We start from the raw sequence: 12,924 nt of genomic DNA on the forward strand, positions 1-12,924 counted from the left end.
GAGAGCCCCATGACGCGCCCCGCCCCTTCACGTGCAACACCTCGCAAGGCCCGCGCACGTAGCCAGGGTCGGATTGAGGCCATCCTTGCTGCCGCCCGCACGTTGCTTGCCACCGAAGGGGTCGCCAGTCTGTCCATTTATAGCGTGGCAGAGCGGGCGCAAATTCCGCCGTCCTCGGTCTACCATTTTTTTTCCGGTGTTCCGGGGCTGCTCGAAGCCCTCACCAATGATGTTCACGCCGCGTTTCGCGCCTGCCTGCAAGTGCCCGTCGAGCATGCGCAGGTGCACGGCTGGCGCGATCTGGCCCGTGTGGTGGAACAACGCATGCTGAGGATATACAACGAGGATGCGGCTGCTCGGCAGCTGATTCTGGCGCAACATGGCCTCACCGAAGTCACTCAGGCCGACCGTCAACACGACCTGGAACTGGGCCAATTGCTGCACGCCGTGTTTTCCCGGCATTTCCAACTGCCCGTCATGCCTGATGACGTAGACGTCTTCACCTTGGCGATGGAGCTGGGGGATCGCGTATACGCGCGTTCGATTCAGCTTCACGGCAGCATTACGCCGCGCATGGCCGAAGAGGGCATGCGGGTGTTCGAAGCCTATCTGGCGCTCTATTTGCCGCCGTTTCTGCCCAAGCGCACGGCACCTGTTTCAGCGGATCACTGATCTGCCGCTGGCTTTTTAAACACGTAGAACAGATTCGGTTCGCTGACCACGTACACCGTGCCTTCATCGTCCATCGCGACGCCTTCAGCCTGCGGGACTGATTTCTTCAAGCCATGCCGCCCTTTTTTCAGGGACAACGTGCTGATAGGGCGTCCTTCTACATCCAGTTCGATCAACAGCTTCGACTCGTCCGAAAGCGCCAGCAAATGGCCGCTGCGCTCATCGTATTGCAGGCTCGACAAGTCGCGTACAAAGAGCCGGGAGTCGCGGCGCGGGTTGTTCACCACATGGGTCGCATACGGCCGTTGGGGATTGGACTGAGGAAAGCCGCGCACTTCGTAGATCAGCATGGGATCACGCTCTTTGGCGACAAACAGGCGCTTGCCCACCGAGTCGTACGCCAAGCCTTCAAACCCCTTATTGCCCGACAGATTGATGCCCAAGGTCAGTTGTTCGGCGTGCGCCGCGTCCAGCACTTGGGTGCTGTCATCCACATGGACCTTGATCAGGCGCTGCTGACGCTCGTCGGTGATGACATAAGTATCAGGCCCAATGAACTCCACTGCCTCGGCGTCACCGAAACCGATCAGCGGGATGCGTCGCAAAATCCTGCCGTCCAGGGACAGCTCCACCAACTCGGCTTGCTTGTTGGTGACGGTAAACAGGCTTTTACGCAGAGGGTCGTAGGTGAGTGCGGATACATCGTCTTCAAGGCCTTCAATTTTCTGACCCTGCAGCACGGCCTGGTATTCGCCCAGATTGATGCTCTGCGGATCAACCGGCTCCCACAATTGGCGGGCGTTGAACCACGCCCGCTCAAACAGGCGAACGTGCTGTGCAGCAAAGCCTGCGGCCACAAAGACCACAAGCAGGAGGCTGATGAAAAAAACAGTAGAGCGACGGGTGCGGCGCATGGATTTCGAACTCAAATCAGATCAGGCCGTGTAGATACCACGGCTGTATGAATTAAACCTTAATCTACGTAGCACGCCGCCGCCTTCAAGAATAATCCTACGTGTCTATAGGTTATTTCTTGGTTTTCTCGAAGCGGTAAAACAGATTGGGCTCGCTGACCATGTACAGGGTGCCCTGTTCATCAATGGCGACGCCTTCAGCACGAGGAATTGTCTCTTTCAAGCCGTTGAAGCCTCCGAGCAGCGTCATGAAACTGACTTGCTCCCCCAACTCATCCAGTTCAAGCAACATGTGCGAGTCAGCCGACAACACCAACGTATGACCGGTGCGTGGATCGACGCTCAAGGCCGACAGGTTGCGCAAGTCCAGTTCATCACTGGGCACTTTTTGCTTCTCCCCGGTGAGCACCTGACTGCCATCGCTCTTCCAGATGAACATCGCCGGGGGGCGTTCCTCTCCCAGCAACAGTTGCTGGCGGCGCGGGTCCCAGGCGATGGCTTCAAAGGCTTTATTCTGGTCTTTCGAAACCCCAAGGTCGTATTGAGGGAAGTCAGCCCTGTTCAAGCGCTGGGTATTGGCGTCGATTTTCACAACGGTCAGGACGTGATTGCGTTCATCCACAATAGCCAACAGCCCATTTTCCATGACGGTCAGCCCTTCAGGGTTGCTCCACCCGTCCAGGGGGATTTTGCGCAATACGTCGCCTTCAAGGGTTAACTCGACCAGAAACGGGTTTTTGCCCATGACCGAAAACAGCGTCTTGGTCAGTGGCGAATAGGCCAGATCGGAGGCCTCATCTTTCTCCATGCCAGGCAAGGCTTTGGCATCAATGACAGCCGTGTAATCAGGAAGCCAGACGCTTTCGCCCTGTTCCTTCTTGCTCTCGAACCGTTCCAGCACCCATAACGCGCCCCGATCATCCCAGTGCATGGCTATCACCAGGCCGTAAAGCAAAACAACCAGCAGTAAAAGCCAGTAATACCAGCGCAAGCCAAAGCGCGAAGGTCGGCGAGCAGACGGATTTAGTAGGGGATCGGTGGGCATGGGTGTGCTCTTCCAGAAATTTTTGCTACGTCTAAATAACACAAACAGGTTTCAGTGACGGATTTCTCCCGCAGGCATTATCCGGATGGCATGTGAAATTATTGGCAAAAGGGCTGACAACAGGGAGGCAAGCTTAGAGGAACGCCGGGAAAATCATCAGTGATGGCGTATGGCTATGGTGCTGTGAGCGCGAAAGATTAATGGCCAGCGGCTAGGCGTAACCTATTAAAGTCGTTGTAGGAACCATCTATAAATTCGCGCGATAACTAAAATACCCCTCGGTATCCACGACATGCATCTTGTGCATGGCCGCATCAAATAAGATGAGCAGCGCTTTAACTTGTACGCAAGTACATTACATATGTGTGCCTTTTAAAACTACAAATAGGCGAAAGTTGCTGATCGAAGCATCCTGAAAGTAGGAACTTTCCGAATAGCTTGCAGACATTTGTATTCGATTACTTCAAACTTGACACCTGCCTTCTTAGCCACTTATCTAATAAAACGATTTCCATCGTTTGCACTTTATATCGGCCGCCCCGTATGCAGGGGGCGATCGAGCGGAGGGCAATCACACGTATTCCGGGACATGACATCCGCTGCGGGTCTCGGGCCAGGCTTCATTTGCGCTGACGTACGCGGTTATGTTCTTAATAAATGATTATGGAGTTTTCATATGCCATTCACCTCGCACACGCAAAAACTCGCGGCGCCTACCCTTTATCAAACTAATAAAAACACTATTTGTGCGTTGGCCGCCGAGCAGCTGTTCATAACAATCATGCCCTATACAAATATGGAGGAGGGCGACCTGATCGAGTTGTTCTGGGATGGTTGCTATGTAACTTCTCGACAAGTTGGAAAGTTGGATGTGGGGCAGCCCTGCCAGCTCAGGGTGCCGGAAAGTTTCATACAAAATGGTACTGCCCGACTTTATTATCGGGTGATGCATGTAGGTAGCAGCCCTGCACTGTCCGCTCAACTCAAAGTCCTGGTAAAACTGGATTCCCCAGGCGGCAAGGCCATCGGTGAAGAAAACCAGGGATTGGCACCCGTGATCATTCCTGATCCGATCCAGCGCTATGGGGTCAACCCGAGCCAAATGAAGCGTGGGGTGCCGCTGACCATTGAGCCTTATCCCAACATGGCAGTCGAAGATGCCATCACACTGATGTGGGGCGACATTCGCATGGATGTGCCCAAATTGCGTGTGATGGATATCGGTAAGCCCGTGAATGTATTCGTCCCGCCCGAGATCATTCAGGAAGCCGGGGAAGACCTGAAGCTGGAAATCACCTATTGCGTGATCGATCGCGTCGGCAATAACTCGCGATGGGCGCCTCCTCGCAGCATCAGGGTCGGGGCCAACAAACGTTACGTTAATCCTGCTCCCCGCGAGCTGCTACGCGCGGCTGAACCTAGGCCCAACTGGCGTGAATAGCCCGAGCCATCGCTGTGAGAAGTAAGTAAACAGGATGTGAGAAACGTCTATCTATATTCCTAAAAGTTAGTTCTTAAAATTTTTATACTCGATTAGGGTATATAGACCGGACCACCGGACTCTCAAGTGATTATCCGCGCCGTTGAATGGCGCTCCCATGAGATGCGAGGTAGGTATGGTCAGTAACACAATCACCCTTGTGCGTAACGCCAGGGCATTGGGTGCAGCCAAGGAGCGGTACTGATGTCTAATTTGGCTAATGCACATTTGCACAGCGACCAGGACGTCGCGCCTTTGTTGTTACCTGCGCGCATTCTGCGCACGGATAACGAAGCCCTTGAAGCTGCGCACGCCCTGGCTGCTGTGGCCCGCGAACACGCTGCCAAGCGAGATCAGCAACGCAAGCTGCCGTGGTCCCTGATCGAGGCGTTCACCCAGAGTGGCTTGGGCAGTATTTCAATCCCCCGCGAGTTTGGCGGCCCTCAGGTGTCTTATGTCACCTTGGCTGAAGTCTTTGCGATCATCTCGGCGGCCGACCCGGCGCTGGGGCAGATCCCGCAAAATCAGGTCGGCATCCTGAATCTGATTCTGAATACGGCGACTCAGGCTCAAAAAGAGCAACTGTTTGGCAGCGTGCTGCAAGGGTGGCGCATTGGAAATGCCGGCCCTGAGCGCGGCAGTAAAAACACCCTCGACCTTAAAGCGCGTATCACTGCTGATGGCGATGCATTCGTCATCAACGGTCAGAAGTTTTACTCAACCGGTGCGTTATTTGCCCACTGGATTGCCGTCAAAGCGCTGAATGAAGCAGGTAAACAGGTCATCGCCTTTGTGCAGCGCGCAACGCCGGGTTTGCGTGTGGTAGACGACTGGTCAGGTTTTGGTCAGCGCACGACTGCCAGCGGCACCGTGCTGCTCAACAATGTGCGGGTTGACGCTGACCTGGTGGTCGACAACTGGCGACTCAACGAAAGCCCGAATATTCAAGGCGCGGTGTCGCAGCTGATTCAGGCGGCCATTGATTTGGGCATCGCCCGCGAAGCCATTGCCGACACCGTCCGCTTCGTGCGTGAACGCTCTCGCCCGTGGATTGACGCCAAGGTTGAGCGCAACAGTGATGACCCGTATGTGATCGCAGACATCGGCAAACTCAGCATCGAGTTGCATGCCGCAGAAGCGCTGCTGCGCAAGGCCGGACGTGTGCTCGATGAGGTGAGTGCCAGCCCCGTCGACGCGCAAGCCGCCGCTCGCGCCTCGATTGCCGTGGCCGAAGCCAAAGTGTTGAGCACCGAACTGTCGCTATTGGCCAGCGAAAAACTCTTCGAGCTGTCCGGCAGCCGCGCCACCCTCGCCGAATTCAACCTTGACCGGCACTGGCGTAACGCCCGCGTACACACCTTGCATGACCCGGTGCGCTGGAAATACCACGCCATTGGTGCGTATCGCCTGAACGGCACCTTGCCCGCCCGGCATTCCTGGATCTGACTCTGGAGAGAACCATGTCACTGACATCCCAACAGGTCCCGGTGCTGCGCAGCGACGCCGAGGCCCTGAGCGTAGCGCGTGAGCTGGCGGCCGTTTTAAAGCGCGACAGCGCCCTGCGCGACCGCGAACGGCGCTTGCCCCACGACGAACTCGAACTGTTTTCCCGCACCGGCCTGTGGGGCATTTCCGTGCCCAAGGCCTTTGGTGGCGCGGGTGTTTCAAACACCACGCTGGCCAACGTAATTGCCGTGATTGCGGCGGCGGACAGCTCGCTGGGGCAAATCCCGCAAAACCATTTCTATGCCCTCGAAGTGCTAAGGGTGAATGGCAGCCCGCAACAAAAGCAGCGTTTGTATGAAGAAGTCCTCGCGGGTCAACGTTTCGGTAATGCGCTGGCGGAGCTGGGTACCAAAAACGCTCATGAGCGTACGACTCATCTGGCAAAGGCTGAGCACGGTTTCCGTATTACCGGCCGCAAGTTTTACGCCACGGGCGCGCTGTATGCGCAACGCATTCCCACCTCGGTGGTCGACGATGATGGCATTCAGCATCTGGCTTTCGTGCCGCGTGACAGCGATGGGCTGACCGTCATTGATGACTGGAGTGGCTTCGGCCAGCGCACCACGGGCAGTGGTTCGGTGGTGTTCGACAACGTATTCGTGGCCGCTGAAGAGGTGATCCCGTTCCAAAGCGCTTTCGAGCGCCCGACCACCGTGGGCCCGCTGGCGCAGATCCTTCATGCGGCCATCGACACTGGCATTGCCCGGGCGGCTTATGAAGACGCGTTGCACTTTGTGCGCACCAAAACCCGCCCGTGGATCGACGCCACCACCGACATCGCCAGTGAAGACCCGTTGACCCTCAAAAGTTTTGGCCACCTGAGCGTGCGCCTGAGTGCGACCGAAGCCCTGCTGGAACGGGCCGGGGAGTTTCTTGATCGTGCCCAGGCCAACCCGACTGCCGAGACAGTGGCCGCTGCCTCCATCGCCGTGGCCGAAGCGCGCGCCTTGAGCACCGAGATTTCCCTGGCCGCTGGCAGCACCTTGTTTGAACTGGCGGGCAGCCAGGCAACCCTGGCCGAGCACGGGCTGGACCGCCACTGGCGCAATGCCCGGGTGCACACCCTGCATGACCCGGTGCGCTGGAAGTACCACGCCGTGGGCAATTACTACCTCAATGATGAAAACCCGCCACTGCGGGGGACGATCTGATGGCCAAGAAAAAGATCCTGCTCAATGCTTTCAACATGAATTGCATTGGCCACATCAACCACGGGTTGTGGACACATCCGCGCGACAACTCCACGGCGTTCAATACCCTTGAGTACTGGACTGAACTGGCGCAGTTACTGGAGCGCGGGCTGTTTGACGGCCTGTTTATCGCAGACATTGTCGGCGTGTACGACGTGTATCAGCAGTCAGTGGATGTCCCGCTCAAAGAGTCGATTCAATTGCCGGTCAATGACCCTTTGTTGTTGGTGTCGGCGATGGCAGCGGTCACCCGCCACCTTGGTTTTGGCCTCACGGCGAACCTGACCTACGAAGCGCCGTATCTGTTCGCACGTCGCATGTCGACGTTGGATCACCTCAGTCGCGGCCGAGTGGGCTGGAACATCGTGACCGGCTACCTCGACAGCGCTGCCAAGGCCATGGGGTTGAAGGAACAAGTCGAGCATGACCGCCGTTATGACCAGGCCGATGAATACCTGGAGGTGCTCTACAAACTGTGGGAGGGCAGTTGGGAAAAGGGCGCGGTGATTAACGACCCGGCGCAGCGCATCTATGCCCGGCCGGAGAAGGTACACAAGGTGAAGCACCAGGGCGAGTTCTATCAGGTGGAGGGTTATCACCTGTGCGAACCCTCGCCCCAGCGCACGCCCGTGCTGTTTCAGGCCGGCAGTTCCGACCGCGGGCTGGCCTTCGCCGGGCGCCATGCCGAATGCGTGTTCATCAGCGGTCAGACCAAGTCGGCAACCCGCCAGCAGGTCGACAAGGTGCGCGCCAGCGCCGAGGCCGCCGGGCGCAACCCGGATGACATCAAAGTGTTCATGGGCCTCAACGTGATCGTCGCGCCGACCGAGCAACAGGCCCACGCCAAGCGCGAGGAATACCTCAGCTATGCCAGCGCCGAAGCGGGTGTGGCGCATTTCTCCAGCTCCACGGGCATCGACTTCTCGGACTACGAACTGGACGAACCGATCCAGTACGTGAAGAGCAACGCCATTCAGTCCGCCACCCAGGTGCTGCAAAACAACGATTGGACGCGCCGCAAACTGCTGGAACAGCACGCGTTGGGCGGGCGGTACATGACGGTGGTGGGGTCGCCCGAGCAGGTTGCCGATGAGCTGGAAGCGTGGATTGCAGAAACCGGGCTGGACGGTTTCAACCTGACCCGCATCGTCACCCCGGAAAGCTACCAGGACTTCATCGAGCTGGTGATACCCGAGTTGCAACGCCGGGGCTCGTACAAAACGGCCTATGACCCCGGCAGCCTGCGTCAAAAACTGTTTACCGAAGGCGATGCGCACCTGCCCCAGCGGCATACCGGTGCGAGTTACCGCCACAGCGCCTGAAGCGGCGCTCTTGAATGTCCCCCTTTGACTGGAACATGCCCATGAACAAAAAACACATCACCCACCCAGTCAACGCACTGGTGTTAGCCCTCGGCCTGATCAGCGGATTCGCCCATGCCGCCGACAACCCCCTCAAGGTTGGCACGACTGCCGCCTTTGCCATCCCGCTGGAAACAGCCGTCGCAGAAGCTGAAAAACAGGGCCTGAAAGTGGAACTGGTGGAGTTCACGGACTGGATCGCGCCCAACACCACCTTGGCGGCGGGCGATATCGACGTTAACTATTTCCAGCACATTCCGTTTCTGGAGAATGCCAACGCGGCTTCCGGCAGCGATCTGGTGCCGTTCAAACCGGGGATCATCAACAACATCGGCTTGTACTCCAAAACGTACAAAAGCCTGGAAGCGCTGCCGACCGGGGCCACGGTGGCGATCGCCAATGACCCGATCAACAGCGGTCGCGGCCTGCAATTACTGGCTAAAGCGGGGCTGATTACGCTCAAGCCGGGCGTCGGTTACAAAGCCACCGAAGACGACATCACCGCCAACCCCAAAAACATCAACATTCTGCAAGTCGAAGCCGTGCAATTGGTCCGCGCCTACGATGATGCCGATCTGGTGCAGGGTTATCCGGCCTACATCCGTCTGGCCAAAACCTTTGATGCCGGTTCTGCCCTGCTGTTTGACGGCCTCGATCACCCGGAATACGTGATTCAGTTCGTCATCAAGCCGCAGAACAAGGACGACCCGCGCATCGCCAAATTTGTGGACATCTACCAGCATTCGCCGGTGGTCAAAGCGTCGCTGGATAAAACCTACGGCACCTTGTACCAGCCGGGCTGGGGAGGCTGACATGAGCGTGGCCATTGCTCGCGCGCGGCTCGACACCCAGTCACCCGGTGCGACCCAGACCGAACTGCACCCTGAACTCAGCCGCGCCCATGTGCGCTTTATCGGCGTGGGTAAAACCTATGACGGGCGCCAGGGCCCGGTGGATGCGCTGTCGGGCATCGACCTGGCGATTCAACGCGGGGAGATCTTCGGCATCATTGGCCGCAGCGGGGCGGGCAAATCGTCGTTGATTCGCACCATCAACCGTCTGGAACAACCCACCCGCGGCCGTGTGCTGATCGATCAGGTCGACATTGGCGGGTTTGATGAAAACACGCTGGTGACGCTGCGCCGGCAGATCGGCATGATTTTTCAGCACTTCAACCTGATGTCCGCCAAAACTGTGTGGCAAAACGTGGAGTTGCCGTTGAAGGTGGCGGGCGTGCCGAAATTGCAGCGCGAACAAAAAGTCCGTGAGTTGCTGGAACTGGTGGGCTTGCAAGGCAAGCACACGGCCTACCCGGCGCAGCTGTCAGGCGGGCAGAAGCAGCGCGTGGGCATTGCCCGTGCATTGGTGCATAACCCTGCCATTTTGTTGTGCGACGAAGCCACGTCGGCACTCGACCCTGAAACCACGCACTCGATCCTCGGCTTGTTGCGTGAGATCAACCAGCGATTGGGGCTGACCATCGTGCTCATTACCCATGAAATGGCTGTCATTCGCGACATCTGCCATCGCGTGGTGGTCCTGGAGCAGGGGCGCATTGTCGAGCAGGGCCCGGTGTGGCAGGTGTTTGGCAACCCACAGCACGAGGTCAGTAAAACGTTGCTTGCGCCGTTGCAGGATGCGTTGCCCGAAAGCGTGCAGGCACGCATTAGCGCGCAACCGGTGTCGGCGCAATCGAGTGTGATCCTGCGCTTGCGCTTGACTGGCCAGCAGGCGCAGGAGCCTGACCTTGGCGCCCTGTTTGCCGCACTCGGTGGCCAGGTGCGCTTGCTGCAGGGCGGGGTTGAACAGATTCAGGGCCATGCCTTGGGGCAACTGCTGCTCAGTGTCAGCGGCATGTCAGTGGGGGCGGAAGAACTGCGCAAGCGCGCCCAACACTGGGCACAACACGTCGAGGTGATCGGTTATGGCATTTGATCGTTTGTGGCAGGGGGTGATCGACACCTTCCTGATGGTCGGCGTGTCGTCGTTGATCGCGCTGGTGCTGGGGATTCCGCTGGCGGTCATTTTGGTGACCAGTGACAAGGGCGGCATTTATCAGGCGCCCGCGCTGAACAAGGCACTGGGCGCGTTCGTGAACCTGTTTCGTTCCATCCCGTTCCTGATTCTGATGGTGGCCCTGATTCCGTTCACCCGGCTGATTGTCGGTACGACTTACGGCGTGTGGGCGGCAGTCGTGCCATTGACCATCGCCGCAACCCCGTTTTTTGCGCGCATTGCCGAGGTCAGTTTGCGTGAAGTGGACCACGGCCTGATCGAAGCGGCACAAGCCATGGGCTGCAAACGCCATCACATCATTTGGCACGTCCTGCTGCCTGAAGCATTACCCGGCATCGTGGGTGGATTCACCATCACTCTGGTGACCATGATCAATTCCTCCGCCATGGCAGGTGCCATCGGCGCGGGCGGTCTGGGGGACATTGCCTATCGGTATGGCTACCAGCGATTTGACACTCAAGTGATGCTCACTGTGATTGTGTTGCTGGTGGTGCTGGTCGCGGTGATTCAGCAGGGAGGGGATCGTCTGGCGAGGGGGCTGAACAAGCGGTAAATCAGTCCCGATAACCTGCTGGCACACGTGCCAGCAGGTTTTTCACGGTTAGCCCCGGGCTTTGCGAACACCCTCAGCCAAGGCGGCACACAGGCTCAGCACACCATCCACAGCCTGTTCCGGGGTTGCGGCATTTTCGATCTTGTCGATCAGCGCCGAGCCGACCACCACGCCGTCGGCCAAGCGGGCAATGGCGGCCGCCTGTTCCGGGGTGCGAATGCCAAACCCGACACTGATCGGCAAGTCGGTGTGCCGACGCAGACGTTCAATGGCTTCACTGACCTGATCGGTGGTCGCAGAACCTGCCCCGGTCACACCCGCGACCGACACGTAATACACAAAACCCGAACTGCCGGTCAGTACTTTGGGCAGTCGTGCGTCGTCGGTGGTGGGTGTGGTCAGGCGGATAAAATCCAGGCCCGCTGCTTGTGCGGGGTCGCACAGCTCGCTGTTGTGCTCGGGCGGCATGTCCACCACGATCATCCCGTCAACGCCGGATGCCTTCGCTTCGGCAATGAATTTGGCCACGCCGTAATGGTGAATCGGGTTGAAATAGCCCATCAACACCAGCGGGGTATCGCTGTTCCCTTCGCGGAACTCGCGCACCATTTGCAGGGTTTTGGCCAGATTCTGATGGCCGCTGAGCGCACGAATGTTGGCCAGTTGGATGGCGGGACCATCGGCCATCGGGTCGGTGAACGGCATGCCCAGCTCGATCACGTCCGCCCCCGCAGCAGGCAGGCCTTTAAGAATGGCCAGCGACGTGGCGTAATCCGGATCGCCCGCCGTGACAAAGGTCACCAGTGCGGCGCGATTCTGTTCCTTGAGTTCGGCAAAGCGGGTTTGCAGGCGGCTCATCATTGTTTCTCCTGCTGGGACTGTTCCATGTGGTGCATCACGGTTTGCATGTCTTTGTCGCCGCGACCGGACAAGTTGACCACCATCAAGTGGTCGGCTGGCAGGGTCGGTGCGCGCTTGAATACTTCAGCCAGTGCGTGGGCGCTTTCCAGCGCGGGGATGATGCCTTCCAGGCGGCAGCATTTATGGAACGCGTCGAGGGCTTCATCGTCAGTGACCGAGGTGTATTCGACACGACCGATGTCATGTAACCACGCGTGTTCCGGGCCGATGCCGGGGTAATCGAGACCGGCAGAAATGGAGTGAGCGTCGATGATCTGACCGTCGTTGTCCTGCAACAGGAACGTGCGGTTGCCGTGCAAGACCCCTGGCTCTCCACCATTGAGGCTGGCGGCGTGCTTGCCGGTTTCGATGCCGTACCCGGCCGCTTCGACGCCGATGATCTGAACGCTGGTGTCGTCCAGGAACGGGTGGAACAGGCCCATGGCGTTGGAGCCGCCACCGATGCACGCCACCAGGCTGTCGGGCAGGCGGCCTTCCTGTGCCTGCATCTGGTCGCGGGTTTCCTTGCCGATCACGGCCTGGAAGTCGCGCACCATCGCCGGGTACGGGTGCGGGCCTGCCACGGTGCCGATCAGGTAGAACGTGCTGTCGACATGGGTCACCCAGTCACGCAGGGCTTCATTCATGGCGTCCTTGAGCGTGCCGGTACCGGCCACGACCGGGATCACTTCGGCGCCCAGCAGCTTCATGCGGAACACGTTGGCTTGCTGACGTTCGATGTCGGTCGTGCCCATGTAGATCACGCATTGCAGGCCGAACCGCGCCGCCACGGTGGCGGTGGCCACGCCGTGCATCCCGGCGCCGGTTTCGGCAATGATGCGTTTTTTGCCCATGCGCCGTGCCAGCAGGATCTGGCCGATGCAGTTGTTGATTTTGTGCGCGCCGGTGTGGTTCAGCTCTTCACGCTTGAGGTAGATTTTTGCGCCGCCGCAGAACTCGGTCAGGCGTTCGGCGTAGTACAGCGGGCTGGGACGGCCCACGTAGTCGCGCTGAAAGTACGCCAGTTCTTTGATGAATTCGGGGTCGTGCTTGGCCAGCTCGTATTCGCGATCCAGCTCAAGGATCAAGGGCATCAGGGTTTCTGCCACGTAACGGCCGCCGAATGAACCGAACAGGCCATTGGCGTCGGGGCCGGTACGCAAATTGGATTGAGTCATGGGACGCTCCAGCTGAAAAGGTACGAAGGTCGATGGGCCTGACTCTACGCGCGACAGACCGCGATGAAAACCGATAAGATCGCCGCAACCTGTCAGGAAAACTCACAGA

The 12,924-nt window shown here is 58.5% G+C and carries 12 protein-coding genes; 8 read left to right on the top strand and 4 right to left on the bottom strand.

The window, feature by feature from the left end; all coding sequences use genetic code 11:
* The first annotated feature begins 9 nt into the window (after nucleotides 1-9).
* A complete protein-coding gene (locus BKD70_RS03590) occupies nucleotides 10-672 on the top strand; it encodes a TetR/AcrR family transcriptional regulator (RefSeq protein WP_047278529.1) in 663 nt (220 codons plus the stop codon).
* Here BKD70_RS03590 and BKD70_RS03595 read toward each other — a convergent pair.
* Nucleotides 666-1,586 (bottom strand): SdiA-regulated domain-containing protein, encoded by a 921-nt coding sequence (locus BKD70_RS03595; protein WP_047278527.1) that lies wholly within the window; start codon nucleotides 1,584-1,586, stop codon nucleotides 666-668. The two genes, BKD70_RS03590 and BKD70_RS03595, sit on opposite strands and share 7 nt — an antisense overlap.
* Before the next feature lie 112 nt (nucleotides 1,587-1,698).
* Complete coding sequence (locus BKD70_RS03600; RefSeq protein ID WP_047278525.1) at nucleotides 1,699-2,631, bottom strand: SdiA-regulated domain-containing protein; 933 nt, start codon at nucleotides 2,629-2,631, stop codon at nucleotides 1,699-1,701.
* A gap of 676 nt (nucleotides 2,632-3,307) precedes the next feature.
* Here BKD70_RS03600 and BKD70_RS03605 point away from each other — a divergent pair.
* The 7 genes from BKD70_RS03605 (at nucleotide 3,308) to BKD70_RS03635 (ending at nucleotide 10,737) form a co-directional block, all read left to right on the top strand.
* Nucleotides 3,308-4,072: a hypothetical protein gene (locus BKD70_RS03605; protein ID WP_047278523.1), complete on the top strand. Its 765-nt coding sequence runs from the start codon at nucleotides 3,308-3,310 to the stop codon at nucleotides 4,070-4,072.
* Between the two features lie 243 nt (nucleotides 4,073-4,315).
* Nucleotides 4,316-5,557: an SfnB family sulfur acquisition oxidoreductase gene (locus BKD70_RS03610; RefSeq protein ID WP_047278522.1), complete on the top strand. Its 1,242-nt coding sequence runs from the start codon at nucleotides 4,316-4,318 to the stop codon at nucleotides 5,555-5,557.
* 14 nt (nucleotides 5,558-5,571) lie between these two features.
* A complete protein-coding gene (locus tag BKD70_RS03615; protein ID WP_047278520.1) occupies nucleotides 5,572-6,768 on the top strand; it encodes an SfnB family sulfur acquisition oxidoreductase in 1,197 nt (398 codons plus the stop codon).
* Nucleotides 6,768-8,129, top strand: coding sequence for an LLM class flavin-dependent oxidoreductase (locus BKD70_RS03620; RefSeq protein WP_047278518.1), 1,362 nt, complete (start codon nucleotides 6,768-6,770; stop codon nucleotides 8,127-8,129). The genes BKD70_RS03615 and BKD70_RS03620 overlap by 1 nt, the downstream gene beginning before the upstream one ends.
* Before the next feature lie 41 nt (nucleotides 8,130-8,170).
* A complete protein-coding gene (locus BKD70_RS03625) occupies nucleotides 8,171-8,980 on the top strand; it encodes a MetQ/NlpA family ABC transporter substrate-binding protein (protein WP_047278516.1) in 810 nt (269 codons plus the stop codon).
* Nucleotide 8,981: 1 nt separating this feature from the next.
* On the top strand, nucleotides 8,982-10,103 hold the full coding sequence (locus BKD70_RS03630) for a methionine ABC transporter ATP-binding protein (protein ID WP_047278514.1): 1,122 nt from the start codon (nucleotides 8,982-8,984) through the stop codon (nucleotides 10,101-10,103).
* Nucleotides 10,093-10,737, top strand: a complete 645-nt coding sequence (locus tag BKD70_RS03635; RefSeq protein WP_047278512.1) for a methionine ABC transporter permease — start codon at nucleotides 10,093-10,095, stop codon at nucleotides 10,735-10,737. Before BKD70_RS03630 ends, BKD70_RS03635 begins: the two co-directional genes overlap by 11 nt.
* Before the next feature lie 48 nt (nucleotides 10,738-10,785).
* Here BKD70_RS03635 and trpA read toward each other — a convergent pair whose 3' ends face one another.
* Together trpA and trpB are read right to left on the bottom strand one after the other, a co-directional pair.
* Nucleotides 10,786-11,595, bottom strand: coding sequence for a tryptophan synthase subunit alpha (gene trpA, locus BKD70_RS03640; protein WP_047278510.1), 810 nt, complete (start codon nucleotides 11,593-11,595; stop codon nucleotides 10,786-10,788).
* A complete protein-coding gene (gene trpB, locus BKD70_RS03645; protein WP_047278508.1) occupies nucleotides 11,595-12,815 on the bottom strand; it encodes a tryptophan synthase subunit beta in 1,221 nt (406 codons plus the stop codon). The genes trpA and trpB overlap by 1 nt, the downstream gene beginning before the upstream one ends.
* Between the last annotated feature and the right edge of the window lie 109 nt (nucleotides 12,816-12,924).

It is taken from the genome of Pseudomonas sp. BS-2016 (assembly GCF_001806145.1).
Lineage (GTDB): Bacteria > Pseudomonadota > Gammaproteobacteria > Pseudomonadales > Pseudomonadaceae > Aquipseudomonas > Aquipseudomonas lundensis.